General features: G+C 66.0%; 24 protein-coding genes and 1 pseudogene. 18 read left to right on the top strand and 7 right to left on the bottom strand.

All coding sequences use genetic code 11. The annotated features are described in order from the left end of the window. The first annotated feature begins 76 nt into the window (after nucleotides 1-76). From ULB03_RS13800 to ULB03_RS13790, 3 genes are read left to right on the top strand one after another with little or no spacing between them, the layout of a single operon-like run. The gene (locus ULB03_RS13800) at nucleotides 77-700 is read left to right on the top strand and encodes a hypothetical protein (protein ID WP_322483655.1); all 624 of its coding nucleotides are present in this window, start codon (nucleotides 77-79) and stop codon (nucleotides 698-700) included. Further along, the gene (locus ULB03_RS13795; RefSeq protein ID WP_322483654.1) at nucleotides 697-1,443 is read left to right on the top strand and encodes an OmpA/MotB family protein; all 747 of its coding nucleotides are present in this window, start codon (nucleotides 697-699) and stop codon (nucleotides 1,441-1,443) included. The genes ULB03_RS13800 and ULB03_RS13795 overlap by 4 nt, the downstream gene beginning before the upstream one ends. Next, nucleotides 1,440-4,904: a tetratricopeptide repeat protein gene (locus tag ULB03_RS13790; RefSeq protein WP_322483653.1), complete on the top strand. Its 3,465-nt coding sequence runs from the start codon at nucleotides 1,440-1,442 to the stop codon at nucleotides 4,902-4,904. Before ULB03_RS13795 ends, ULB03_RS13790 begins: the two co-directional genes overlap by 4 nt. 71 nt (nucleotides 4,905-4,975) lie before the next feature. On the opposite strand, the gene ULB03_RS13785 is transcribed toward ULB03_RS13790, so the two are convergent. The 6 genes and pseudogenes from ULB03_RS13785 to ULB03_RS27435 form a co-directional block, all read right to left on the bottom strand. After that, complete coding sequence (locus tag ULB03_RS13785; protein WP_322483652.1) at nucleotides 4,976-5,431, bottom strand: STY0301 family protein; 456 nt, start codon at nucleotides 5,429-5,431, stop codon at nucleotides 4,976-4,978. Nucleotides 5,432-5,566: 135 nt separating this feature from the next. Further along, the gene (locus ULB03_RS13780) at nucleotides 5,567-6,037 is read right to left on the bottom strand and encodes a hypothetical protein (protein WP_322483651.1); all 471 of its coding nucleotides are present in this window, start codon (nucleotides 6,035-6,037) and stop codon (nucleotides 5,567-5,569) included. Between the two features lie 51 nt (nucleotides 6,038-6,088). Then, entirely contained in the window at nucleotides 6,089-6,895 is an 807-nt protein-coding gene (gene fliP, locus ULB03_RS13775; protein WP_416211132.1) for a flagellar type III secretion system pore protein FliP, read from the bottom strand. A gap of 2 nt (nucleotides 6,896-6,897) precedes the next feature. Next, nucleotides 6,898-7,272 (bottom strand): FliO/MopB family protein, encoded by a 375-nt coding sequence (locus ULB03_RS13770; RefSeq protein ID WP_322483650.1) that lies wholly within the window; start codon nucleotides 7,270-7,272, stop codon nucleotides 6,898-6,900. After that, nucleotides 7,262-7,597 carry a hypothetical protein gene (locus ULB03_RS13765; RefSeq protein WP_145733761.1) on the bottom strand — a complete coding sequence of 112 codons (336 nt, stop codon included), beginning with the start codon at nucleotides 7,595-7,597 and terminating at the stop codon, nucleotides 7,262-7,264. Before ULB03_RS13765 ends, ULB03_RS13770 begins: the two co-directional genes overlap by 11 nt. A 193-nt stretch (nucleotides 7,598-7,790) precedes the next feature. Further along, nucleotides 7,791-7,925 (bottom strand): annotated as a pseudogene (locus tag ULB03_RS27435) (EscU/YscU/HrcU family type III secretion system export apparatus switch protein); the annotation flags it as partial. A gap of 531 nt (nucleotides 7,926-8,456) precedes the next feature. Between ULB03_RS27435 and flgB the strand changes: the two are divergent. The 9 genes from flgB (at nucleotide 8,457) to recA (ending at nucleotide 16,186) form a co-directional block, all read left to right on the top strand. After that, the gene (gene flgB / locus ULB03_RS13755; RefSeq protein WP_322483649.1) at nucleotides 8,457-8,861 is read left to right on the top strand and encodes a flagellar basal body rod protein FlgB; all 405 of its coding nucleotides are present in this window, start codon (nucleotides 8,457-8,459) and stop codon (nucleotides 8,859-8,861) included. Nucleotides 8,862-8,967: 106 nt separating this feature from the next. Continuing rightward, nucleotides 8,968-9,378, top strand: coding sequence for a flagellar basal body rod protein FlgC (flgC, locus tag ULB03_RS13750; protein ID WP_145733759.1), 411 nt, complete (start codon nucleotides 8,968-8,970; stop codon nucleotides 9,376-9,378). Between the two features lie 25 nt (nucleotides 9,379-9,403). After that, nucleotides 9,404-9,709 (top strand): flagellar hook-basal body complex protein FliE, encoded by a 306-nt coding sequence (gene fliE, locus ULB03_RS13745; protein ID WP_322483648.1) that lies wholly within the window; start codon nucleotides 9,404-9,406, stop codon nucleotides 9,707-9,709. Between the two features lie 99 nt (nucleotides 9,710-9,808). Continuing rightward, the gene (gene fliQ / locus ULB03_RS13740; protein ID WP_145733757.1) at nucleotides 9,809-10,087 is read left to right on the top strand and encodes a flagellar biosynthesis protein FliQ; all 279 of its coding nucleotides are present in this window, start codon (nucleotides 9,809-9,811) and stop codon (nucleotides 10,085-10,087) included. Beyond that, nucleotides 10,087-10,848, top strand: coding sequence for a flagellar biosynthetic protein FliR (gene fliR / locus ULB03_RS13735; RefSeq protein ID WP_145733756.1), 762 nt, complete (start codon nucleotides 10,087-10,089; stop codon nucleotides 10,846-10,848). Before fliQ ends, fliR begins: the two co-directional genes overlap by 1 nt. Nucleotides 10,849-10,859: 11 nt before the next feature. Next, nucleotides 10,860-11,942, top strand: a complete 1,083-nt coding sequence (gene flhB, locus ULB03_RS13730; protein ID WP_322483647.1) for a flagellar biosynthesis protein FlhB — start codon at nucleotides 10,860-10,862, stop codon at nucleotides 11,940-11,942. Between the two features lie 244 nt (nucleotides 11,943-12,186). Beyond that, complete coding sequence (locus ULB03_RS13725) at nucleotides 12,187-12,687, top strand: PAS domain-containing protein (RefSeq protein WP_322483646.1); 501 nt, start codon at nucleotides 12,187-12,189, stop codon at nucleotides 12,685-12,687. Then, nucleotides 12,684-14,699, top strand: coding sequence for a hybrid sensor histidine kinase/response regulator (locus ULB03_RS13720; RefSeq protein ID WP_322483645.1), 2,016 nt, complete (start codon nucleotides 12,684-12,686; stop codon nucleotides 14,697-14,699). Before ULB03_RS13725 ends, ULB03_RS13720 begins: the two co-directional genes overlap by 4 nt. 410 nt (nucleotides 14,700-15,109) lie before the next feature. Next, on the top strand, nucleotides 15,110-16,186 hold the full coding sequence (gene recA, locus ULB03_RS13715; RefSeq protein WP_004272910.1) for a recombinase RecA: 1,077 nt from the start codon (nucleotides 15,110-15,112) through the stop codon (nucleotides 16,184-16,186). 73 nt (nucleotides 16,187-16,259) lie between these two features. Here the strand turns inward: recA and ULB03_RS13710 are convergent, their stop codons facing one another. Next, complete coding sequence (locus ULB03_RS13710) at nucleotides 16,260-16,760, bottom strand: DUF2867 domain-containing protein (protein WP_322483644.1); 501 nt, start codon at nucleotides 16,758-16,760, stop codon at nucleotides 16,260-16,262. Between the two features lie 195 nt (nucleotides 16,761-16,955). Between ULB03_RS13710 and ULB03_RS13705 the strand changes: the two genes are divergently transcribed. From ULB03_RS13705 to ULB03_RS13680, 6 genes are all read left to right on the top strand, one after another. Continuing rightward, on the top strand, nucleotides 16,956-18,014 hold the full coding sequence (locus ULB03_RS13705; protein ID WP_322483643.1) for a TrbL/VirB6 family protein: 1,059 nt from the start codon (nucleotides 16,956-16,958) through the stop codon (nucleotides 18,012-18,014). Nucleotides 18,015-18,065: 51 nt separating this feature from the next. Continuing rightward, nucleotides 18,066-19,631 (top strand): AlbA family DNA-binding domain-containing protein, encoded by a 1,566-nt coding sequence (locus tag ULB03_RS13700; protein WP_322483642.1) that lies wholly within the window; start codon nucleotides 18,066-18,068, stop codon nucleotides 19,629-19,631. 242 nt (nucleotides 19,632-19,873) lie between these two features. After that, on the top strand, nucleotides 19,874-22,531 hold the full coding sequence (gene alaS / locus ULB03_RS13695; RefSeq protein ID WP_322483641.1) for an alanine--tRNA ligase: 2,658 nt from the start codon (nucleotides 19,874-19,876) through the stop codon (nucleotides 22,529-22,531). Between the two features lie 122 nt (nucleotides 22,532-22,653). After that, nucleotides 22,654-23,499 (top strand): AAA family ATPase, encoded by an 846-nt coding sequence (locus tag ULB03_RS13690; RefSeq protein ID WP_322483640.1) that lies wholly within the window; start codon nucleotides 22,654-22,656, stop codon nucleotides 23,497-23,499. A gap of 211 nt (nucleotides 23,500-23,710) precedes the next feature. Continuing rightward, the gene (locus ULB03_RS13685) at nucleotides 23,711-24,304 is read left to right on the top strand and encodes a hypothetical protein (RefSeq protein WP_322483639.1); all 594 of its coding nucleotides are present in this window, start codon (nucleotides 23,711-23,713) and stop codon (nucleotides 24,302-24,304) included. 163 nt (nucleotides 24,305-24,467) lie between these two features. Further along, entirely contained in the window at nucleotides 24,468-26,138 is a 1,671-nt protein-coding gene (locus tag ULB03_RS13680; protein ID WP_322483824.1) for a methyl-accepting chemotaxis protein, read from the top strand. Nucleotides 26,139-26,247: the final 109 nt, after the last annotated feature.

Genomic DNA, 26,247 nt, shown 5'->3' with positions numbered 1-26,247 from the left:
GGAACCGGCCCATGGCGGGGTTGGTGTCGGGGGGAAAAGGATCGTCCAGGAAGAGGGCGGTGTCTTCGTCCTCTACTTGTCGGTTTTCTTCCTGCTGCTGGCGTTCTTCATCCTGCTGACCTCGCTGTCCACCTTCGAGAACCGCAAGTTCGACGCCGTCGTGCAGGCGGTGCAGGACGCCTTCGGTGTGACCATGGCGCAGGGGCCGGCCGCGCAGGCGGCCTTGGCCCGGGCGGATGAACGGCTGGGCGCCGTGGGGCGCCGTCTGGTGGCCGTCGTGCCGGATGCCGTGATCGACCAGGGCGGCAAAGGCGGAACCCTGGTCGCCACCATGCCGGCGTCCAGCCTGTTCGCCACGACAACGGCGGATGGGGGTGGTACGGTCGTCACCGTCCTGCCCGGGCGCGAGGGGCTGTGGCGCCAGATGGCCGAGGCGGTGCGCCCGGATGAGGAGACGGGGCTGGAGATCGATCTTGAGTTCCTGGTGGCCGACGGCGGCAACCCGGGCGCCAGCCTGCCGGTGTTCCAGGCCGGCGCCATGGCCCGCACCCTGGCCGCCGCCGGTGTCCACGCCAACGCCATGACCGTTGGGGTGGAGAAGGGCACGGCGGACCAGGTGCGCTTCCTGTTCCACGCCCGGCCGCCGCACGCTGGCCAACCCGCCACCGTCCCAAACCAAGGGCCGGAGGGGCAGCCATGAGCGGGCCCGACATCCTGCCGCCACCGGTTCCGGGTTTCCTGCCGTCGCTGGCGCCCAAGGCGCAGGCGCCCAAGCGCATCTGGCTGATCTCCTTCACCGATTTCGTCTGTTTGATGCTGTCCTTCTTTGTCATGCTGTATGGCATGACGGCCCCGGACGCGCGGCGGGACCAGGTGCTGCAAGCCCTGTTCGGCGGTTCCCCCGCCGAGCAGCATGGCAACGGCAACCTGGACCGGGGCCGCGCCACGGACCTGGGCTACCTCGGCCGGGTGATGGAGCGTCAGTTGTCCACCGTTCCGGCCCTGGCCGCCGTGCGGGTCACCCGGTCGGATGACCGCCTGGTCGCCATCCTGCCGGAGGCTGCGCTGTTCGCCCCCGGTTCCACCACCCTGTCCTCCGCCGGTGCCGCCACCCTGTTCGCCTTGGGTGGGGTGGTCAGCAACATCGCCAACGCGGTGGAGGTGGTGGGGCATACCGACGCCAGCCCCGTCGCCAACGCGGCCTATCCCTCCAACTGGGAGCTGTCGCTGGCCCGGGGCCGCACCATCGCCCTGGCCCTGGCACGCTCGGGATACGCCGCGCCCATCACCGTGCGCGGGCAGGCGGATGGCGCCGACCCGGCCGCCGCCGCCGGACGTGGGGCAGAATCCCTCTCCGATGCCGAAGCGGACAGGGCGCAGCAGCGCCGCGTCGATATCGTCATCCGCGATTACGCCGCCCAGGCCGGCAAGGGCCCGTCATGACCACTTCCGCCTCCCAGCCCTGTTTCCCGGCCCGCCCTTCCTGGCGCAATCGATCACGGATCCTGGGCGCCGCCCTGATGCTGGCCCTGGCGGTATCGCCGGCCCTGGCGGCCCGCCAGGAGGCGAAGGAGCCGCCGGCCGCGGCGTCCGCCACCACCCCGCCACCGGCGGAGGCCGCCGCGACGGCGACCCTACCGACCGTGACCGTGCGGGCGGGGGAGCATCCCGGCCGCAGCCGCCTGGTGTTCGACTGGTCGACGCCGGTCAAGGCGACGTTGGAGCGGGACGGCGCCAAGCTGCTGATCCATTTCGACAAGCCGGCGAAGGCCGATCTGGCCGCCCCGCGCCGGGCCGGGTCGCCGCGCATTTCGCGGGTGGAGACGGTTGCCGGAACCCCCGGCCTGACCGTGGCGCTGACCATTCCCGCCAATGCGACGGTGGAGCAGTCGCGGTCCGGCGATAAGGTCGTCATCGACGTGGGCGATGGCAAGCCGGGCGCACCGCCCGTCGCCGCCAGCACCACCACCTCCGCACCTGCTGCCGCCCCGTCCGCCGCCGCCCCGTCCGTGGCCAAGGCCGAAGCGCCGACGGAGGGAAAGGCTCCGCCGGCGCCCTCCCTGGCGCCACCCGTCGCCGGTGGTGGGGAGCCGCCATCGGTGGCGGCCGCGCCGGCCGATCCCCGCGCCGCCAAGGAAGGGCGGCCGCTGTACCTGCTGCAGCAACAGCCCCCTGCGGACGCCAAGGGGGCCAAGGATGCCAAGGGACCCGCCGCGAAGGAGGCCCCCGGCAAAGAGCCACCCAGCAAGGAGCCAGGCAAGGAAACCAAGGAAGCCCAGGCCAAGCCCACCGGCCACCCGACCGCGCCCGAGACCAAGGCGGCAGCCCCGCACGGCGCGCCCGCCGTTGAAGCCGCGGCGCCGGGGGCGGAGGCGGGCCAGCCGGCGGAAGGCGCTGCGGCGGCACCCGCGCCCAGCCTGGTGTTCGATCCGGGGCAGCCGTCCGCGGTGGCGGTGTTCGCCCGCGCCGGATGGCTGTACGTGCTGTTCGATCGCCCCGTGCCCGCGACCACGGCGCCGGCCGCCGCCCCGGCCACCCCTGCGGGCGAGCCCGCCTTCCTGGGCCAGATTGAGCCGGTCGCCCTGCCCGGTGGCGGTGGCTTCCGCCTGCCTGCGCCGGCGGTTCTGGAACCGCATGTCACGGGGGAGGGGGCGACGGGCTACCGCATCACCTTCGACCATGCCTTGGCCGCACCATCGGATTCCGCGCCGGCGGGCGTGCCGGTGACGACCGATCCCGATTTCGCCCTGGGGCCGCGCCTGGTGGTGAAGACGGCCAAGCCGGCCAAGGTCTTCACCTTCACCGACCCGGTGGTGGGGGACACGCTGAAGGTCGTGCCCCTGAGCCCGGCGCCGCAGCGCACGCCGGCCCCCCTGCGCTATGCCGAGGCGCAGTTCCTGCCCACCGCCCAGGGCGTGGTCATTCGTCCCATCGACGAACGCCTGCTGGTGCAGCCGGCCAAGGAGGGCGTGGAACTGACCGTGCCCGGCGGCCTGCGCCTGTCGCCATCGACCGATGTCGCCGTCGCCGCCCCGCCCCCGCCGGTGGTGGAGCCCGACCGCTTCTTTGATTTCCAGCGCTGGGCCAAGGTGGACCCCAATGGCTTCATCGCCGGCCGCCAGCGGCTGATGAACGAGATTTCCAAGGCCCCGCCGGACGACCGGCCCAAGCTGCGCCTGGACCTCGCCCGCTTCTATGCCGGCAACGGCTTCGGGCAGGAGGCGCTGGGCCTGCTGGAGATGGCGCGCAAGGACCAGCCGGATTTGGAAAAGCGGGCGGAGTTCGCCGCCGTGCGCGGCACCGCCCGCATCCTGACGGGCGACGCCAAGGGCGGGCTGGACGACCTGACGGCGCCGGCCTTGCAGAACGAGCCCGACGTGGCCCTGTGGCGCGCCTATGCCGCCCACACCACCGGCGACGATGACACCGCCTATCGCTTGTTCCAGAGCCGCAAGGAACTGCTGCGCACCTATCCCGAGCCCTTCAACACACGCTTTGGCTTGGCCGCCGCCGAAGCCGCCTTGGCCAAGGATGATGTGACCACGGCCAACGCGCTGCTGGACCGCCTGGTCAAGCGGGGGGCCACCAAAGGGCCGGCCGAGACCGCCGTCAACTATTTGCGCGGCGAGGCGGCCCATTTGGAAGGGGACCACGAGAAGGCCATTGAGTCCTACCGCGAGGCGACGGAGGGGCCGGACCGCCTCTATCGCACCAAGGCGCGCATGGCCCTGGTGGATGAGCAGCTGGCCGCCGGCAAGCTGACGCCGGCCAAGGCGGCGGAGCAGATGGAAAAGATGCGCTTCGCCTGGACCGGCGACGATCTGGAGCTGCACATCCTGCGCCGCCTGGCGGATTTGCACATCAAGGCCGGCAACTTCCCGCAGGCCTTCGACACCATGAAGCGCGCCCTCACGCTGTTCCCCAACAGTCCCGAGGCGCCGCTGATCGCCAAGCAGATGACGGACACCTTCACCGGCCTGTTCGTGCGCAACGGCGCCGACAAGATGCCGCCCTTGGAGGCGCTGTCACTCTATGAGCAGTACAAGGAGCTGACGCCGCCGGGCCCCGATGGCGACACGGTCATCCGCGTGCTGGCGGAGCGACTGGTGGACGTAGACCTGCTGGACCGCGCGGCTGAACTGCTGGACCGCCAGGTGCAGTATCGCCTTCAAGGGGAGCAAAAGGCCCAGGTGGGCACGCGCGAGGCCGCCATCCGCCTGCTGAACAACCAGCCCGACAAGGCGCTGGCCGCCCTGGACCAGTCGGAGGTGGCGGGCATCCCCGACGCCATGGCGGCGGAACGCCGGCTGTTGCGCGCCCGTGCCCTGTCGCGCACCGACAAGGGGCCGGAAGCCGTGGCCCTGTTGCAGCCGGACAAGTCGCGCCCCGCCAACCTGCTGCGCATTGACATCGCCTGGCATGCCAAGCAATGGCCGCTGGCGGCCCAGGCGCTGGCCGACGTCATCGGCCCGCCCCCCGCCGCGGGGCAACCCATCGACCCCACCATCTCCCGCCTGGTGGTGAACCGCGCGGTGGCCCTGTCTCTGGCCCAGGATATGGCGGGGCTGCAGAAGCTGCGCGCCGATTTCGGCCCGTCCATGGACAAGGGCCCGGACTCCAACATGTTCCAGGTCATGACCCGCCCCACCGAGGCCGCCGGCCTGCTGGACGCCACCACCATCCAGAACCAGGTCAAGGAAATCGACCTGTTCAAGAGCTTCCTGGACAGCTACCGCACCCGCCAGACCCAGGGAGCGGCCGTGCCGGGCGAGGCCTCGGCGGCCGGGGGCGAGGCCGCGCCCAGCGCCACGGCGCCACCGGAGTCAGCCAAGCCGGCAGGCGAACCGCCCGCCGCCTCCAGCGCCGCCGCCGCGCCGCCCGCGCCGGAAGGCCAGCGGCGCTGACCTTCGGCAGCCATCCTGTCGGGAGGGCGGATGCGCCCTCCCGTTCCTTCTGGTCTTTCTGGGTTGGTCTATCACTGGCAGGTCAGGCCGGCGGCCATGTTGCCGTCGGGCGACAGGGTCACGGTGCAGGTGTGGACGCTGGCCGGCATCTTGGATGCGATCATGATGGCGGTGGCGTCGTAGGCGCAGGCCATCCACAGGTTCTGGGCCTGCGCCGGGGTGAACCGCCAGGTCAGGGCCGTGCGCGACTGGCTGGCCGGGGGCAGGGGCGGCTGGCCACCCGGTTCGCCGTTCCAAAACAGGATGGCGGCCAGCGGCAGGGGCAGGGGGCTGCCGTCCGGGGCCTTGGGCGGGTTGCCGTCCTGATAGGCCTTGAAGCCGGCCGGCACGTCCTTGACCATCTCGGTGACCGGCAGGGTCTTGGGGCATTGCGGGCCCGTCTGGGCGGCGGCCTGGCCGGCCCCCAACCCGGTGACGGCGGTGACGGCGAACAGGGATAGCAGACCGCTGGTCAGAACCTTCTTCATTTTCCTCACTCGGGCCATGGTGATTGGAATCGTGTGACGTGGGGTCGTATAAGGCGTTAGTGCCAACGCCTTATACGAATTTAGGGGTCGAGAACCTGACGCACAGCGGCAAACTGCCCCATTCCTAATGGTGATTTACTTACTGCCGGCGACGCAACGGATGCTTGCCGCGACGAACGACCGTCGTTGCCCATCCCAACGCCTCATCGCCAATACCTTGAAAAAGGTCAATAACGCCAGCCATACCGAGGCGGTTAACGATAGCCGCCACAAAGTCGGAAACCCCTGGAGTTCAGGCGTGAAGTGATCCAAGTCCGGCGCGGCACACATCACAGCCGGAAGGGAATAAATGATTCCAAGCCAGCCCACCGCCCGTAGCGGCCAAATTCTTAAAACGCTACCCAAAAGGCCGACCAGCAACAGAGCGGGGGCTGAAATATGAAATATGATGTTTGTTTCTTCTATTAAAACACCCGGACAATTCAGAATGAATGCAAGCATCAAAATAAGGCTGAAGAAAACGCCAACGTTTGCCGCATAGCTTCTTTTCAGGAGGCCAATCAGCGCAAGGATGCCAGGCGGCTCAGGCAGGTTGTGGATGGACACCGCAGACCAGATCCTTATTCCGTTGTGGCGCGCCGGCATCGGGTAACCGCACTACCCGAAGCTTTTCACCAGGCTGCCGACGATCAGGTACCAGCCGTCCACCAGCACGAAGAAGATGATCTTGAACGGCAGGGAGATCATGGCGGGCGGCAGCATCATCATGCCCATGGATTGCAGCACCGACGACACCACCATGTCGATCACCAGGAAGGGGATGAACACCAGGAAGCCGATCTCGAACGAGCGCTTGAGTTCAGAGATCATGAAGGCGGGGATCACCACCTGGATAGGCAGGTCCTTGGCGGTCGTTACCTTGTCGACCTTGGCGATGTCGGTGAACAGTTGCAGGTCGCGCTCGCGCGTGTGCTTCAGCATGAAGTCCTGGAAGGGCACGACCGCGTTCTTCAAGCCCGTCAACTCATCCACCTGTTCGTCGATCATGGGCTTGATGCCGGCGTCATAGGCCGCCTGGAAGGTGGGCGCCATGATGAAGAAGGTGAGGAACAGGGCCAGGCTCAGCATCACCTGGTTGGGCGGCACCTGCTGCGTGCCCAGGGCGGAGCGCAGGAAGCCCAATACGATGATGATGCGCACGAAGCTGGTCATCATCACCAGGATGCTGGGCGCCACCGACAGCACGGTGATCAGCACCACCAACTGGATGATGCGGCTGGTGGAACTGCCGCCCTGGGAGCCCAGGTCCAGGTTCAGGCTCTGGGCGTGCGCCACCCCGGCCAGCAGCGACACCGCCACCGTCAGCAGGATGGCCAGGGCCGGCGCGCCCCAGCGGAACAGGCGCGATGGCTGTCCGGACCGGGAAGTGGACTGATGAGGCGAGGGTCGGGCGGTGGTGCTCATGACTAAGGCCCCGGGGCGGGCGCCGGCGGGGCGGCGGTTTCGTTCAGAACGGTTTGGAAGGTCTGGTGGCTGTCGCCCGTGTTGGGGCCCGTGGCGGGAAAGGGCCCCTCCAGATGCAGGTCCTGGGTGCCGCCCAGCAGCAGCAGGTGCTCCACCCCGTCCCGGCGGATCAGCACCAGCCGGCGGCGCGGGTCCAGCGCCATGGCCTCCACCACGCCCAGGCGGCGCTGGGTGCGGCCCGGCAGGCGCAGCAGGGCGCCGCCACCGAAGCGGCGGACCAGCCAGCCGGCGACCAGGATGAAGCCCAGCACCAGGCCCAGCATCAGGGCGGCGTACAGGTAATAGGCAGCCGAGGTGACCATGGGTTCAGCCGACATCCGGATCTTCGGCCCGGCGATAGGCGGCGGCGGCCCGGCCGACCGTGGCCTTGCCTTGGGTTAGCTCGTTGGCCTTCTTCACCACCGTTTCCAGCCGTTCCAGCGCCGCCAGCACCGCCTCCAGCCGCGGCAGGAAGGCGCGCGCCTCCGGCGGGGGCAACTGGACAACTGCATTGCATAATGCAGTAGCCTCATCCTCCAGGCCGGCGAATTCCACCGCGTCGCCGGCGGCGACCAGGTCGGCGGTGCGATTCAGGATGGACAGCAGGCCGTCCATGGCGTCGGCCAGGGCTTCCGCTTCGGGGGAGGGCGCGGGCGTGGTCATCTGAGCGGCGGTGTTCCGGATGTGGCGCCGGGTCCGGTGGGGGCCCGGTCATAGGGGGTGGGGCCATAGGGGGTGGCGGGCGGGGAACATTGTCCAGGGCCGCCCCACTGCTGAGCTGGCCATTGGCACGGTAGACATGGGCCAGGATTTCCGCCACCGCGGCCAGTGCCTCGATGGGGATTTCGCTGTCGATGTCGATGACCGACAGGATTTCCGCCAGATCCGCGTCCTGCCGGACCTTCACGCCGTTGGCGAAGGCCAGTTCCAGGATCTGTTCCGCCACCGCCCCTTGCCCGGTGGCGACGATGCGCGGCAGGCCTTCCGCCATGTGCTGCAAGGCCACGGCCACCTGGCGTCGGGGCTTGTCGCTGTCGTCGGTGGGGGGCAAAGGCGGATCGATCCTTGTTGAAGCGGGGGCCGTCGCCCATATCCGGGCTGCGGTATGCCTGGATTCCGGGTGTGGGGTAGGGCCCATGCAGGGCCGGGGCCAGGGTATAACTCTCCGCCGTGATACGCAAATGGGCAGCCGGTTGAGAGCCACGCTCTATTCCCTTTGTGTCGGGCCCCTTTGTGTCGGCCCATTTGAATCGGGTCCATTTGGATCGGAATCCGTTGTAAAATGCATGGGCCGCCCGGGATGGGGCGGACGGGCCTGGTTGGAGACCGGCAAATAACGCTGGAATCCCCGTTGGTTTAGAGCGATTCTCCAAGCGATGGCTTGCAGATTGCATATAACTCATCTATGGCAATAGTGGTGCCTGGGCCTGGTGTTGGATGCCGATCGTGACGGCGTCCTGCGACGAGAGCGGTCCTGACGGGGCCTTTCGGTTTAACCCCACCGGGGTGGTGAGCGCGGATCATGGATCTGAACAGGCTGGGTATCTTCAAGCTGATGTCGGACAAGATGGCCTGGGACAACCAGCGCCAGGAGGTCCTGGCGCAGAACGTCTCCAACTCCGACACGCCCAATTACCAGGCGCGCGACCTGGTGCCCTTCGACTTCAAGAATCAACTGCGCGAGGCCGGGAAGCTCGAGCTGGTGGCGACCGACCCGGCGCATTTGGCGTCCAGCGGCACGGGCGCCGGCGGCTTCCGTGCCGCCAAGGACCGCACGGCCTATGAGACCTCGCCCACCGGCAACGCCGTGGTGCTGGAGGACCAGATGACCAAGATCGGCCAGAACGCCATCGATTTCCAGGCGCTGACCAACCTGTACCGCAAGCAGATCGGCATGCTGAAGATGGCCCTGGGCAAGGGGAGCTGAGGCGGCGGTCTGGTTAACGCCTTCTTGATGGTTCGCCCGCTAAATTAGGTTTCAAGGTTTGGGCCTCACGGTTTTGGGCCTTACGGTTTTGGGGAAGAGGGTTCCGATGGATTTGATGAACGCCCTGAACTTGTCCACCGCCGGCATGAAGGCGCAGGGCACGCGGCTGCGCGTCATCGCGGAGAACCTGGCCAACACCGACAGCACGGCGGCCAGCCCCGGTGACCTGCCTTATCGGCGCAAGGTGGTGCTGTTCGCCAACACCTTGAACAAGGCCCTGGGCATCGACACCGTCAACGTGAAGAAGGTCGATGTCGACCGCAGCGATTTCCAGCGCAAGTTCGATCCCGGCCACCCCAGCGCCGACAGCGAGGGCTATGTGCTGATGCCCAACGTCAACGGCCTGGTGGAATCGATGGACATGCGCGAGGCCCAGCGCTCCTACGAGGCCAACCTGGGCGTCATAGACGCCACCCGCACCATGCTGACCAAGACCATAGACCTGCTGCGCAACTGAGCGGGCTTAGGAGCTGATTTCCACGATGGCCATTCCCCTTCCCAGCGCGATCGCCGCCTACGCCAACACCGCCCGCCAGGGGGCCGGCCCCGGCATGGCCGCCCCCGCCGCCGGCCCCAGCTTTGGCGAGCTGATGAAGCAGGCGGCGGTGGACGCCGTCGACACGATGCACCAGGGGGAACGCATGACGGCGGCCGGCGTCCTGGGTAAGGCCGACCTGACCGACGTGGTGAACGCCGTCAGCAACGCCGAGGTGACGCTGCAGGCGGTGACCGCCGTGCGCGACAAGGTCATCTCCGCCTACCAGGAAATCATGCGCATGCCGATGTGAGGCGGCGGCGGGGCTTGCGCCCGGCCCGCGCCCTGGCGTCTATTGGGGTATCTTGAGGGGCTGGCCCATCGGCGGGCCCGCGCTTGCCGGATCGTGCGCATGAACGAACAGGAAATCATCGAACTCGTGCGCCAATCGCTGCTGACGGTCATCATCGTCAGCGGACCCGTCATGGCCGTGTCCATGGTGGTGGGCCTGGCCATCTCGCTGTTCCAGGCGCTGACCCAGATCCAGGAACAGACGCTGACCTTCGTGCCCAAGATCATCGCCATGTTCGTGGCCCTGGTGTTCTTCGCGCCCTTCATGCTGCACCACATGGTGACCTTCACCGAGGGCATCATGGACAAGATCGTCGGGGTTGGGACGGGCAACGAGTGATGTTGCAGACCCTCCTCCTCAGCCAGCTCTACACCTATCTCATGGTGTTCGTCCGGCTGGGGGCGGCCTTCCTCATCATGCCCACCGTGGGCGAAACCTTCGTCTCCACCCGCATCCGCCTGCTGTTCGGCCTGATCGTGGCCCTGGCGGTGGCGCCCGCCGTGGGCGGGACCCTGCCGCCGGAACCGGCGCAGCCGGCCAATATGGCCGTGCTCATCGCGGGGGAGGCGCTGATCGGCATCTTCATCGGCACCATCGCCCGCACCATGATGGGCGCCCTGGAAACGGCCGGCAGCCTGATCGCCAACCATGTCGGCCTCAGCTCCGCCCAGGCCTTCAACCCGGCCATGTCACAGCAGAGCACGGTGGTGAACTCCATCCTGGGCATTCTGGGCCTGCTGCTGCTGTTCGCCACCGACATGCACCACATGCTGATCCTGGCGGCGGTGCAGAGCTACAGCCTGTTCCCCCCGGGCGGGGCCATCCCGCTGGGTGATTTCACCGAGCATCTGACGCGCATCTTCTCGGAAAGCTTCAGCATCGGCCTGCAGATGTCGGCCCCCTTCGTCATCATCGGCCTGCTGTTCTTCCTGGGCATGGGCCTGGTGGCGCGGCTGGTGCCCTCCATCCAGGTCTTCTTCGTGACACAGCCCCTGCAGATCGTCCTGGGCCTGCTGCTGCTGGGTGGCAGCCTGTCGGGGCTCATGGTCTACTGGCTGCGCGCCTTCCAGGGGCAGATGATGCCCTTCCTGTCGTCGTAAGGGGCGGGGCCATGTCGGAAGACCAGGATCCAAATTCCAAAACAGAAGAGCCGACAGGCAAACGGCTGACGGACGCCCGCTCCAAGGGCAACATCCCCAAATCGCAAGAGGTGCCGCACCTCTTCATGCTGGGTGCCATCCTGGTGATGGTGGTCAGCGTGCTGCCCTGGACTTTCGGGCGCATCCACACGGTGCTGGTCCCTTTCATAGAACGGCCGGAAACCCTGCCGGTGGACAGGGGGGGCCTGGGGCACCTGCTGACCGAGTTGCTGGGCCAGGTGGGGGTCGCCATGTCGGTGCCCTTCGCCCTGCTGGTCATCGCCGCCGTCCTTGGCTCCTTCCTCCAGGTCGGGTTCGTCTTCAGCTTCGAGCGGGTGCTGAGCTTCGACCTCAACCGTTTCAACCTCGTCACCAACCTGCTGAACAAGTTCAAGGTCGCCAACCTGCTGGAATTCGCCAAGTCGCTGGTCAAGCTGGTGGTGGTGTCGGTGGTGGTGCTGCCCGGCCTGTTCCCGCTGGCCCATTCCGTGGACCATTTCATCGGCATGCCGCTGATGGGCCTGGTGAACGAGACCAAGAGCCAGGCGGTGGGCCTGATCTTCCGCGTGCTGGTGGCGCTGGGCCTGCTGGCCGGTGCTGACTGGTGGTATCAGCGCTGGAAGTTCATGCGCGACATGCGCATGACCAAGCAGGAAGTGAAGGACGAGCACAAGCAGACCGAAGGCGACCCGCTGATCAAGGGCAAGATCCGCGCCTTGCGCATGCAGCGCGCCCGCAACCGCATGATGGAGAACGTGCCCAAGGCCGACGTGGTGGTGACCAACCCCACCCACTACGCCATCGCGCTGAAGTATGACCCCCTCAGCATGGGGGCGCCCATGGTGGTGGCCAAGGGCGTGGACTTCATCGCCGCCCGCATCCGCGAACTGGCGGAGGAACATGGCATTCCCCTGGTGCCCAACCCGCCCCTGGCCCGCGCCCTCTATGCCAGCGCCGAGGTGGATGAGGAAATCCCGGCGGAGCATTACAAGGCGGTGGCCCAGGTCATCTCTTATGTCTTCAAGCTGAAGAAGAAGACCTTCCCCAAGCGCTAATTCCGCTCCGCGGATGACGAGGTGGGGCGGCTGGACGTTCCCCACCACCCGACCTTTATTGATTCAAATTTATTTCCGTCCGGCATCTCGTCCCGGGGGACCGGGACTGGTAGGATCGGGCCCTTCCGATTCAGAGGTGCTTGTCGGTGCCCGCCTTCCCCTCCCGCCCCTCGTTCCCCCGCCCGTGCCGCCGCCGGAAAGCCCGGAGGGCGGCACAGGCGTTGGCCCGGCGCAGGTGGGGCTGATGCTTGTGGCGGGGGGGGCCTTGATGGTCGCGGCCCTGTTGCTGGCGGCCGCCCTGGCTTGGGGGGTGTTGGACCATCCCCTGGCTTTAGCGGTCGCCCTGGTCGCAGCCGGCGCTTTCCTGTTGATGGCCCTGTTGGGTGTTCTCTGGTTGCGGCAGACCACGGCGCATACCGCTGTGCTGCGCGCCGTGGTGGAGGCGGTGCCGGAGGCCCTGGCCGTGGCGGGGGCGGATGGACGGGTTCTCGCCGCCAATGGCGCCTTCGCCGCGCTGGCCAGGCCTGCCGATGGCGCGGATGGGGGGCGTGTCGTCGACATCCTGGCCCGGCGCTGCCGCGCGGACGCCGACGCCCAGCGCCTGGAGGAGGTGCAGGAGGCGGCGCGCCGGGGCGAAGGGGGGAGGCGCCCGTCGTCTTCGTTGACGATACCCCCGGCGGCCCAGCGGGGGGGCCAGCGGGCGGCACTATGGGTGGCCCAGCGGTTGGCCCGGGTGGGGGCATGATCCGGCTGGCGCCCTGCCTGGTGACGGCGCGGCCCTTGACCGTGGCCAGGCGGCCCGGCCTGGTGGAATGGCGGGTGCGCAGCGGTGGCGCCGTGCCTGCGGCCGGCGGCCATCCCTGGCGTGAGCTGTGGGATCTGGCGCCCCTGGGCGTTCTGCTGGTCGATGGGGCTGGCACGCTGCTGCGCGTGAACCTCACCCTGGCCGATTGGCTGGGCCTGGGCCGCGATGGGCTGGAGGACGGCAGCCGCCATCTGCGCGACCTGCTGGCCACCCCGCCGCAGGGGGAGCTGTTTCCCGAGCGCCTGGCCGGTATGGCGGAAGTGGATCTGGCGGCGGCCCGCGCGGCCCCCTTGCGCGCCAGCGTCCTGCATGTGGCCGTGTCCCCCGGCGGCACCCTGATCTTCCTGGGCGACCTGACCCGCGAGACGGCGCGGGAGGAGGAGCTGCGCCGGGCCGAGCAGCGCTTCCAGCGCTTCTTCCAGTTCGCGCCCACCGGCTTCGCCTTCGTGGATGGGGAGTTCCGGCTGGCGGAATGCAACCCCACCTTCCTCGCCATGGCCGACCTGCGCCTGGGCGATGTGCAGGGGGAGCCCATCGCCAGCCTGTTCCAGCAGGAACACCGCGCCAACCTCATGGCCCGCTTGGCCGACGTGCTGGAGGGGCGCAGCCAGGCCGGGACGCCGGTGGAGGCGCGGCTGCGCGGTGCCCAGGGGCCCGTGGTCCATGTCTATTCCCGCCGCTTCGACGGGGATGGCGATGGCGACCGCGGCCTGATCCTTCACCTGGTGGACATGACCGCGCAAAAGAACCTGGAGGCGCAGTTCGTCCAGTCGCAGAAGATGCAGGCCATCGGCCAGTTGGCCGGCGGCGTGGCGCATGACTTCAACAATCTGCTGACGGCCATGATCGGCTTCTGCGACCTGCTGCTGCTGCGGCACAAGCCGGGTGACCAGTCGTTCAGCGACATCATGCAGATCAAGCAGAACGCCAACCGCGCCGCCAACCTGGTGCGCCAGTTGCTGGCCTTCTCCCGCCAGCAGACCCTGCAGCCCCGGGTGCTGAGCATCACCGACGTGCTGGCGGAACTGTCCAACCTGCTGCGCCGCCTGATCGGTGAGAATATCGAGCTGCGCATGCTGCACGGCCGCGACACCGGCCTGGTGCGGGTGGACCAGGGGCAGTTGGAACAGGTCATCATCAACCTGGCGGTCAACGCCCGCGACGCCATGCCCAAAGGCGGGCGGCTGACCATCGTCACCGGCAACCTGCACACCACCGAGCCCATCCGTCATGAGACGGAGGAGATGCCGCCCGGTGACTGGGTGGTGGTGGAGGTGATCGACACCGGCATCGGCATCCCGCCGGAAAACCTGCAACGCATCTTCGAGCCCTTCTTCTCCACCAAGGAGGTGGGGTCGGGCACGGGGCTGGGCCTGTCCACCGTCTATGGCATCGTGCGCCAGACGGGCGGCTTCGTCTTCGTGGAGAGCAAGCCGGGGGAGGGGGCCAAGTTCTCCATCCACCTGCCGCGCCTGGATGAGAAGGCCCTGGCCCAGGCCGCCCCGGCGGAGGAGGCCAAGGACAAGGGCGCCGCCGACCTCACCGGCATCGGCACGGTCCTGCTGGTGGAGGATGAGGACGCCGTGCGCGTCTTCGGCGCCCGCGCCCTGCGCAACAAGGGCTATACCGTGCTGGAGGCGCGCAGCGGGGAGGAGGCGCTGGACCTGCTGCAAGGCGCCCGGGGCGGGGAGGTGGACCTGATCGTCAGCGACGTGGTCATGCCCCAGATGGACGGCCCCACCCTGATCGAGCAGGTGCGCCGCTTCCGCCCTGACGTGAAGGTCATCTTCATCTCCGGCTATGCCGAGGACCGCTTCCGCCATTCCCTGAAGGACGGCGCCGTGGTCGACTTCCTGCCCAAGCCCTTCAGCCTGAAGCAACTGGCCGCCAAGGTGAAGGACGTGATGGAAGGGCCGCCGCGCCCGGGGCAGGAGCCCGCGAATCCAAGGTGAGCGCGCTCAAGTGCCTGATCGTGAAGCAAGTCGGAGCGGAAGCGACGAGGCCCCGACCGGGGCCGCCGCAGCTTTCCGGGGAGCGTAGCGGACTGGAAAGCGAGGAAGCCAAGCCGGCGGATGCCGGCGCCCGGCGCTTGAGGGCATTGAAATATAACCCGACTCTGGAGCGCAGCGACGAGGCCCCGACCGGGGCCGCCGCAGCTTTCCGGGGAGCGTAGCGGACTGGAAAGCGAGGAAGCCAAGCCGGCGGATGCCGGCGCCCGGCCCTTGAGGGCATCATAACAAGAACAAAAAAGAACAAATGGCAAACTTTCGCCCTTGGCGAATGAGAACATAGCAGGTACATTCCCTTTCACCGCAGCCGTTGAACGCCCGTTGGCCGTATGCGACAAGAGGGGGACAGCAAGATGTCGGCACCACTTCGTCTGGTAGAAACACCCATGGATAAGCAAAAGGCCCTCGACGCCGCCCTCGGCCAGATCGAACGCGCGTTCGGCAAGGGCTCCATCATGAAGCTCGGCGCCAAGGAGGCGTCGATGGAGGTGGATGCCATCTCCACCGGTTCCTTGGGGCTGGACATCGCCCTGGGCATCGGCGGCCTGCCGCGCGGTCGTATCATCGAAATCTACGGGCCGGAAAGCTCGGGCAAGACCACGCTGGCCCTGCACGCCATCGCGGAAGCCCAGAAGAGCGGCGGCACCTGCGCCTTCGTCGACGCCGAGCACGCGCTGGACCCGTCCTACGCCCGCAAGCTGGGCGTGAACGTGGATGACCTGCTGGTCTCCCAGCCCGACGCCGGTGAACAGGCCCTGGAGATCACCGACACGCTGGTGCGCTCCGGCGCCATCGACGTGCTGGTGGTGGACTCGGTGGCGGCCCTGGTGCCGCGCGCCGAACTGGAAGGCGAGATGGGCGACAGCCACGTCGGCCTGCAGGCCCGCCTGATGAGCCAGGCGCTGCGCAAGCTGACCTCGTCCATCTCCAAGTCCAACTGCCTGGTCATCTTCATCAACCAGATCCGCCTGAAGATCGGCGTGATGTTCGGCAACCCGGAGACGACCACCGGCGGTAACGCGCTGAAGTTCTACGCCTCCATCCGCCTGGACATCCGCCGCATCGGCGCCATCAAGGACCGCGACAACGTCGTCGGCAACCAGACCCGCGTGAAGGTGGTGAAGAACAAGCTGGCCCCGCCGTTCCGCGTGGTCGAGTTCGACATCATGTACGGTGAGGGCGTGTCCAAGGTGGGCGAGCTGATCGACCTGGGCATCCAGGCCGGCGTGGTCGAAAAGTCGGGCGCCTGGTTCTCCTACGACGGCCAGCGCGTGGGACAGGGCCGCGAGAACGCCAAGCAGTTCCTGCGCACCAACCCGGCCATCGCCAAGGCCATCGAGGAAAAGGTCCGCGCCAACGCCGGCCTGGTGGCCGGCGCCATGATGGTGGGCTCCCCCGAGGCAGACGGTGACGCCGACAGCCCCGAGTGATCAGGCTGATCATCTGATGAGCAGAAAGGCGGATCGGTGACGGTCCGCCTTTTCCATTTCGGCCGCAGGAGGCTCAGGGGGCCGTGACCTGCTTCAGCATGGTCCGCACCACCTGGCGGTGGAAGGGCATGATCAGCGCCAGGTATGTCCGCCCCAGCCAATTGTGGGTGCGCACCAGCGTGGTGGCGGTGACATGGCGGCCGGCGGCGTCCTGGCGCACATCGACCACGGCGCGGAAATCCAGGTGCTTGTCCGCCATGCCCAGCACCACTCGGTCCGGTCCGCGGCTTAGGATGGGGAAGATGCCGATATGATCGGCAGCACCGGGTTCCGATGGCGCCGGCGGGTGGGGTGCCTTCAGGCCCAAGGGGGCCACCAGGGCGTTGCGCAGGGCCAGCAGCCAGCGGACCCAGGCGGGGGAGGTGCCCATCATGCGGCGGGCCGCCACCAGGGCATCCAGCGCGGGCGTATCGGATGCCGGCGTTGGCATTACCAGCCGGAAGGCGTCGGCGAACTGGGCGCCCGGCAATAGCGCCCAAAGGCCGGCCTCGGGGGTGACTTCCTGCACGGACATGCGGCGTGCTCCTGGGGGTTGCGGACTGTCTGAGGGCTGTCGGTCAGAACGTTTCCGACACCATAGGGCGTGGGACGAGCGCACGGCAATGAAGCCGGCGACGCAGCCGCCATTGGTTGCATAAATGACATAAAAAGCGTATCATCCAGGTCCTCGCATGAATGCGAGAAATGCCTTACCCAAAATGGGGAGCGGATGATGGTTACGACCTCGGGCACCTCCGTCTATTCCCAGGCGCAAAGCCTGGCGTCCTCGGCGACTCAACAGACGTCGCTGTTCCGCTCCACCACATCCACCACCCCCGCTCCCCAGATCACGGCGCAGAAGGTCGCCGACGCCCTGCAGCGGGGGGACACCGCCGGCGCCATCGGCGCCTTCGTCGATGAAAAGACGCTGAAGAAGCTGACCAAGCTGCAGTCCGACGCCACCAAGCTGGACAAGCAGATCAAGCAGAAGGCCGCCGACAACGACAAGAAGGCGGCCCAGGACAAGGTCGACAACGCCAAGCGCCAACTGAAGGCCCTGCGCATGCGCGCCCAGCTGGCCGCCGCCATGGGCGACAAGCAGGCCGCCGCCCGCATCGCGCGCGAGGCGGCGGACGTGGCCAAGTCCCTGGGCTCCGCCGCGCAAGAGTATGCCGGCGCCGTGAAGAACGGCGCCACGGTCGGCACCACCGGCGGCGACTCCTCCGCCGCCACCGACGCCTCGGGTGCCAGTGGGGCGGGCACCAGCGGGGCGGCCACCGGTGGCGCCGCCACCGACGTGGCCGGCGTGGGCAGCGACGCCGCCCAAATCCAGGCCACCGCCGCCGGTACCCAGAACCCCTCCACCCCACAGGCGGGCAGCCAGGCCGCCACCGCTCAAGCCGTCAATGGGGCCGGCGCCGACGCCACCCTGCAGACGGGCGACGCCCAGGCCGCGGCCAACGACGGCAAGACCGACAAGCCCGGCGTCATCCAGGTCCCCAGCACGGAGGAGGAGACGGCGGCGCGGAAGGAGCGCATGGAGTTCATGGGCAACGTCCGGACCCTGATGGACCAGGCGCGCAGCGTTTATGCCCAGGCCAAGAACATCCTGGAGCGCAAGCGCAAGCCCGGCGATCCCCAGGACGCCGACCACAGCGCCCGGGACATCGCCGACGCCGCCAAGCAGGTGGACGCCGCCGACCAGGACCTGGCCGCCGGCACCACCCCCGCCACGCCCACGGCGCCCACGGTCGTCGCCACGCCGAACAACACGCTGCTGCTAGTTTAATAATTATCGACTATTTATTGTATAATATTGCGAATATATGAAGTAGAAGAGATGGTTATGTCGAAAAGAAGCATCGATGACTGGGAAATAGCGCACATTAAGGCCATGTTGTCTAGGGGTATGAGGAACAAGGATATTCAATTCTTTTTTAATAGGCCAGATCGGTCGGTTAATTCTGGGAGAATTACCGGGATAAAATCTGGAACATATAGCAATTCTTCCACTATACAGCCTTCATCTGATGAGGCTCTAGAACAATTTCTGGCAGGGTTTAAAGCATCGGAGGTCTCTGCAGCAATTGATGTCCCTCAAATTGTAGCTGATGTCCAGGATGGTGACCCTTTGAGTCATCGAAATATATTGAAGCTTTTCGCGCCAGACTCCTCTGGTATTTGGCGATTTCAGCGCGGTGAAAGTGATCAGCATGAGTGCAAGGAGAATTTCGGTTTCAAGTATAGTGGAGCCTGGGTGCGCGCGGTTGCCGCTCTTGCAAATAACAGAGGCGGCTATATTTTCTTTGGTGTGAGGGATAAGGAGAAAGTAATTAGCTCGGATGTAGACATGAGTTATGCTGTCGTTGGTTTAGAGAGCAATTCCTTTAGGGATGCAGATCCGGCTGATTTTACAAAGAAAATAAAATCAATTCTCGATCCAACCCCTAGAATCTCGAGCACATATGTTGAGGTTGGTGGTAGGGGGATAGGAGTATTCCACGTCGAGAAGCATAATAGTCGGCCTGTAATTGCGACAGGTCAGGATGGTGATCAGGTCAAAGAAGGCGATATATTTTTTAGATATCCAGGACAGTCTGGCAGAATTAAATATAGCGATCTTCGAGCAATTTTTGATGAACGAGACGCGCTTGCCAGAAGTCAGATTATTCCGATGGTAAGCCGGCTTCTTTCTCTCGGTCCAGAACGATCAATGATTCTCGATTTGCAAGAAGGGGTTATTGGCGACACAAAAAATGTAATTATGATTGATGATGACTTATTAAGTAAGGTGAAGTTCATTAAAGATGGCGATTTCAATCAAACGGACGGAGCGCCGACACTGAAGCTAGTTGGTGATGTTATTCCTAAATCAGACAGCGTCGTAGTCGTGAAGTCCGGTGTTGTTACTAGATCTGACCTCATTAATGATTTTATAAATCAAAAGATAACTTATGGGCCTAAGGAGTATATTAGGGCAGCCTTAGAGAGCTGCCAAGGAGATTGGTTGCCCATATACTTTTTTTGTCAGGCGGCGCGCATTGGGCATGCTGAATTGTTGGATTTGATTCAACTTAGTCAAGCGCCCGAAGGGCGTAAGAAGATTTTCAATGACAGAGCCTCTGGTAAGAAGAAAGCATATAAGAAAGCAACTGGGACGCCAAGTAAAATAATGGACGCTATAGAATGTCGGAATTCTACCATTATAGCTACCGCTGGGCCTGCAGATATTGCTCACGCTGTGCTTGGTTTTTCAAATACTAACAATATAAATCTAGAATATATCTTGGAAATATTAAAGAACTCCATGGAAATTGCGCATCATGCTCATGACGCGACGGCTATGAGTTGGTTGCGAAGGGCGCTATGCCAAATTGATGAGCTATTCTATCCACTGAGGCAGTGAATATTTTAAAGATAATCAATGGCTTAGTTGAGAAATATCAATGGCTTAGTTGAGAAATCGCGACAGCTAAGCCTTAATCCCGTTATAGACATTCGAGGAGAGGTCCTTCGAGCTGCTGAGTTGGTAAAAGCGAGGAATGTGGTTTCTGCCCCCATGGACATTGGGCGCGTCTACACGCTACAAACCCTGTCCCGGGGTCTGATACCCGGGGTGTTCCGTCGCATGCTTAAGGCTGTTGCCCGATGAAGACCGCCAACGAGATCCGCTCCGCTTTCCTGGACTACTTCGTGAAGAACGGCCACACGGAGGTGGAGTCCAGCCCGCTGGTGCCGCGCAACGATCCGACGTTGATGTTCACCAACGCCGGCATGGTGCAGTTCAAGAACGTCTTCACCGGCAACGAGGTGCGCCCCTACACCCGCGCCACCACCTCGCAGAAGTGCGTGCGCGCCGGCGGCAAGCACAACGACCTGGAGAACGTGGGCTATACCGCCCGGCACCACACCTTCTTCGAGATGCTGGGCAACTTCTCCTTCGGCGACTATTTCAAGGCCGATGCCATCGAGCTGGCCTGGAACCTGATCACCAAGACCTTCGCCCTGCCGAAGGACAAGCTGCTGGTCACGGTCTACCACACCGATGACGAGGCCCACGGCCTGTGGAAGAAGGTGGCCGGCCTGTCGGACGACCGCATCATCCGCATCCCCACGGCCGACAACTTCTGGGCCATGGGCGACACCGGCCCCTGCGGCCCGTGCTCCGAGATTTTCTACGACCATGGCGAGGGCATTCCCGGCGGCCCCCCCGGCAGCCCGGACCAGGATGGCGACCGCTTCATCGAAATCTGGAACCTGGTGTTCATGCAGTATGAGCAGGTGACGAAGGAGGAGCGGGTGTCCTTGCCCCGGCCCTCCATCGACACCGGCATGGGGCTGGAGCGTCTGGCGGCGGTGCTGCAGGGCGTGCACGACAACTACGACACCGACCTGATGCGCGCCCTGATCGTCGCGTCGGCCGATGCCACCAATTCCGACCCCAACGGCGCGCACGCCGTGTCGCACCGCGTGATCGCCGACCATCTGCGCGCCTCCTCTTTCCTCATCGCCGACGGCGTGCTGCCGGCGAACGAGGGGCGGGGTTACGTCCTGCGCCGCATCATGCGCCGCGCCATGCGCCACGCCCACATGATCGGCGCCCGCGATCCGGTGATGCACACCCTGGTGCCGGCGCTGGTGCGCGAGATGGGCGGCCACTACACGGAGTTGCAGCGCGCCCAGGCCCTGATCACCGAGACCCTGCGGCTGGAGGAAACCCGGTTCAAGCAGACGCTGGATCGCGGCCTGAAGCTGCTGGACGAGGAAGAGGACAAGCTGGGCGCCGGCCAGCCGCTGCCGGGCGAGGTGGCGTTCAAGCTGTACGACACCTACGGCTTCCCCCTGGACCTGACGCAGGACGTGCTGCGCGGCCGCAACCGCGCCGTCGAGGTCGACGGCTTCACCGCCGCTATGGAGCGCCAGCGGGCCGAGGCGCGCAAGGCCTGGGCCGGCAGCGGCGAGGCCGCGACCGAGCGCGTGTGGTTCGAGCTGAAGGATGAGCTGGGCGCCACCGAGTTCCTGGGCTACGACACCGAGAACGCCGAGGGCAAGGTCACGGCCGTGCTGGACCGCCAGGGCAACAAGCTGGACAAGGCGACCGCCGGCCAGGAAGTCATCGTCCTGGTGAACCAGACGCCGTTCTATGGCGAGTCCGGCGGCCAGGTGGGCGACAGCGGCGTGATCTTTGGTGCCGGTGGCGTCGAGGTGGCCGTCAGCGACGTGCAGAAGAAGCTGGGCGCCGTCTTCGCCCATATCGGCACCGTCACCCACGGCGCCCTGGCCCCGGGGCAACTGGTCGAGTTGCGCGTGAACGGCCGCCGTCGTGGCGACATCCGCGCCAACCACTCCGCCACCCACCTGCTGCATGAGGCCCTGCGCCAGCGCCTGGGCGAGCATGTCACGCAGAAGGGCTCGCTCGTGTCGGCGGAGCGCCTGCGCTTCGACATCAGCCAGCCGACGCCGCTGTCTGATGACGACGTGCGCGTGGTCGAGGCGGCGGTGAACGCCCGCATCCTGGGTAACAGCGAGGTCGTCACCCGCCTGATGACCCCGGCCGAGGCCATTGAGCAGGGTGCCATGGCCCTGTTCGGCGAGAAGTACGGCGACGAGGTTCGCGTGGTGTCTATGGGTGGCCAGGACGAAGGCCTGAACCGCCAGTATTCCGTGGAGCTGTGCGGCGGCACCCATGTGCGCCGCACCGGCGACATCGGCCTGTTCAAGATCGTGTCGGAGGGGGCGGTCTCCGCCGGCGTGCGCCGTATCGAGGCGCTGACCGGCCGGGGCGCGTTCGAGTACCTGGAAGGGCAGGAGGGCCGCCTGCTGGCCGCCGCCGGCGCCCTCAAGGTCTCCGCCGCGGAGGTGCCGGCCCGCGTCGCCACCCTGGTGGAGGAGCGCCGCCGCCTGGAAAAGGAAGTGGCCGACCTGAAGCGCCAGTTGGCCCTGGGCGGGGGCGGCGGTGCCGCCGCCGCGCCGGAGAAGGTGATCAACGGCGTGAAGCTGTCGGCCCGCGTGCTGGACGGTATCGAGGCCAAGGACCTGAAGCCCCTGGCCGATGAGATCAAAGGCCAGATCGGCAGCGGCATCGTGCTGCTGGTGGCCAAGGGTGAGGGCAAGGTGACCCTGGTGGCCGGCGTGACCGCCGACCTCACGGGCCGCTTCAACGCCGTTGACCTGGTGAAAGTCGCGGCGGCGGCCGTCGGCGGCAAGGGCGGCGGCGGCCGCCCCGACATGGCCCAGGCCGGCGGCAGCGAGCCCGACAAGGCCGACGCCGCCGTGGCGGCGGTCGAAGCGGCGCTCGCCGGTTAAAGTACGAACCAGGACATCGGCGTGGGGGCGACCTCACGCCGATCTTGTTTCTGGCCCTCCCATCCAGCGATCTTTAATGTGGGATGCGACTGCATCTGCCGGCGCTTGAGGGAACAAGAACCATGAAATTCCAAGGGACGGAAAACTACGTCGCGACCGATGACCTGCGGGTCGCCGTCAACGCCGCCGTCACCTTGCAGCGCCCCTTGCTGGTGAAGGGGGAGCCGGGGACGGGCAAGACCGTGCTGGCGCAGGAGGTGGCGAACGCCTTGGGCCGCCCACTGCTGCAATGGCATGTGAAGTCCACCACCAAGGCGCAGCAGGGCCTGTATGAGTACGACGCCGTCAGCCGCCTGCGCGATGGCCAGTTGGGCGACGCCCGCGTCAACGACATCGCCAACTACATCCGCAAGGGCAAGCTGTGGGAGGCGTTCGAGGCCGACGTGGCCCCGGTGCTGCTGATTGATGAGATCGACAAGGCGGACATCGAGTTTCCCAACGACCTGCTGCAGGAACTCGACCGCATGGAATTCTTCGTCTACGAGACGGGGCAGACCATCACGGCGCGGCAGCGGCCGGTAGTCATCATCACCTCCAACAATGAGAAGGAATTGCCGGACGCCTTCCTGCGCCGCTGCTTCTTCCATTACATCCGCTTCCCCGATGCGGAGACCATGGCCCGCATCGTCGAGGTGCACTTCCCCAAGCTGAAGCAGGATCTGCTGCGCGACGCCCTGACCCTGTTCTATGAGGTGCGGGAGGTGCCGGGCCTGAAGAAGAAGCCCTCCACTTCCGAACTGCTGGACTGGATCAAGCTGCTGATGATCGAGGACATCGACCCGGCGGTGCTGCGCCAGCGCGATCCCAAGAAAGCCATCCCGCCGCTGCACGGCGCCCTGCTGAAGAACGAGCAGGACGTGCATCTGTTCGAGCGCCTGGCCTTCCTGGCGCGGCGGGAGCGGGATTAAACCGGCGTCTTTTGCTGCGCTGCCGCATGTGTGTCGGGCGCAAGCCAGCCTTTCAGTCACTGCAAGACGGCAGGAAAACGGCGGATAATCAAGGGCGTGCCGGCTTCGCGGCTTTGTCGCCTTGTGTGCGACGCAACATTCATCACAGTACATCCGGACATGTTTGCGGTAACACTGTTGATCTATCAACAGTGGGCGAAGGATCGCGGTCATGGGTGCCGGTGTCGTGCGGCGGTGGATGGTGGCTTTCATTCTGGCTGGGCTGGCCGTGGCGCCGCAGATGGCTCAGGCCGGGGCCGGCCTGGGGCTGGAGATGGTGTGCGCCGACGCGGTGAACGCCGCGCCCATGCCGGACCGCATTCCGCCCTTCGCGCGCCTGCTGGGCCTCATGCCGGCGCACCCGACGCCGGTGCCCACGGCCCTGTGCCTGAAGGGGTATGAGGCGCTGGTGTCGCCTCCGGCGGCGGTGCCCGCCGCCGCTACCCCACCGGCCACCGCCATCCCGACCCCTGGTGAACCGGCCGCCCCCCGGGACTTGGCGGGGGAGCGGCGCGCGCTGGGCCTCTACACCCATTATGTCGGCGCCCTGCTGGCCAGCCTGCCCGCCGATTTGGCGGTGCGCGGGGATCGGGTGCGCGCCGCGGCGGCGGTCCAGTTGATGGTGATTGGCGAAAGCCTGGCCGCCAGCGCTTACCGCCCCGTGGCGATCCTGTCGGAGGCCAAGGATAAACCCGCCTCGTCAGAAACCGGCCGGGTCCGGATGGCCCGCCTGCTGCGTCCGGATGCGGAGACGGTGAGCCCCTGAGGCGCCAACTTGGTTAATAGCTGAACTTATGGGGGATAAACCTTAAAAAATATGATTAATTATCTAAAATTATTCGCAAATTAGTGGGTTGTTAACCCTTAAGGATTACCCATTAGGCCTCAACAGAACCGATGGGGCTTACATGGCAAATTTTCTATCCGCGATGAGCGTGGGGCGGAAGCTCGCGGCCGCGTTTTCGGTCATCGTCGCCGTCACCCTGATCGCCTCCGGCCTTAACTACCGCGCGTTGTCCACCATCCGGGATACGACCGGGTGGGCGGAGCACACCTACAGGGTGCTGGAGCGGCTCAGTGGCGCCATGGCCGCCATGGTCGATGGGGAAACGGGGCTGCGGGGATATCTCATTGGCGCCGACACCAAATTCCTGGAGCCCTACCAGAAGAGCCAGGCGGTGTTCGAGGCGGCTTTCACGGAGATGAAGTCCCTGACATCCGACAATGCCGCCCAGCAGGCGCGCCTGGATGACTTGCGCCGTTTTGAGCAGACGTGGCGCCGGGACGTGGCCGAGAAGGAAATCGCCCTGATGGCCAAGCCGGAGACGGTGGAGCAGGCCCGCAAGCTGGAGGCCAGCGGCGCCGGCAAGGCGTCCATGGACGCCATCCGCGCCAAGGTGGCCGAAATCGACAAGGTGGAACGCGATTTGATGGCGCAGCGGGCCGTGCTTCAGACCGGCGCGCTCAACACGGCGACCACCGTGGCGCTGGGCAGCAGCGGCCTGTCCATTCTGCTGGCGGTCGTCATGGCCATGGGGCTGACCCGGGCCGTGGCCACGCCCGTTGTGACCATGACCGCCGTCATGAAGCGCCTGGCGAACGGCGATACCACCGTGGACATCCCGGCGCGCGAGCGCCAGGATGAGATCGGCGGCATGGCCCAGGCCGTCGGCGTGTTCAAGGACAACATGATCGAGGCGGAGCGCCTGCGGTCGGAGCAGGAGGCGCTGAAGCAGCGGGCGGAGAAGGAACGTCGTCAGGCGATGCTGGACCTGGCCAGCGCCTTCGAGAACCGCGTGGGCGGTATCGTCAACGGCGTCACGGCCCAGGCCACCGAGTTGCTGGCAACGGCGCAGACTTTGAATTCCTCGTCGGACAACGTCGCCCGCCAGGCGGGCACGGTGGCGGCCGCTTCCATGCAGGCGACGCAGAATGTGCAGACCGTGGCGGCGGCCACGGAGGAACTGTCCGCCTCCATCCAGGAGATCACGGCGCAGGTGTCCCGCACGACCCAGATGATTTCCAACGCCGTCACCGAGGCCGACCGCACCAATGCCGAGGTGCAGGGCCTGATGCAATCGGCCCTGCGCATCGGGGAGGTGGTGACGCTGATCAACGACATCGCCAGCCGCACCAACCTGCTGGCCTTGAACGCGACCATCGAGGCCGCGCGCGCCGGCGACGCCGGCAAGGGCTTCGCCATCGTCGCGTCGGAGGTCAAGTCCCTGGCCACCCAGACGGCGCAGGCGACGGATGAGATCCGGGCGCAGATCGCGGGCATGCAGGCGGCCACGGAAACCTCGGCCAAGTCCATCCAGGGCATCGCGGAGATCATCAACCAGGTCAACCAGGCTTCGACCACCATCGCCTCGGCGGTGGAGGAGCAGGCGGCGACCACGAACGAGATCACGCGCAACGTCCAGCAGGCGGCCCAGGGGACCAACGACGTTTCCCAAACCATCGCGCAGGTCAGCGACGCGGCCCAGGAAACCGGCGTCGGTGCCGGCGAGGTGCATTCGGCTGCCAATGACCTCAGCAAGAACGGTGAATTGCTGAAGCAGCAGGTGGACAGCTTCCTGCGGGAAATCCGTGCCGCTTAGAGTCTTCTGACTTTCGTTGAAGCGTTAGGGAAACTCTCAGCTTTTGTTCCATCGTGTGATCGCTTCAGTTGAGTCCACCTGACGCGATCGCACTCTAAGACGGCGGTCA

The sequence above is a fragment of the Nitrospirillum goiasense genome, from assembly GCF_034427435.1.
Lineage (GTDB): Bacteria > Pseudomonadota > Alphaproteobacteria > Azospirillales > Azospirillaceae > Nitrospirillum.
This window is presented reverse-complemented; position numbering and strand designations above follow the sequence as displayed.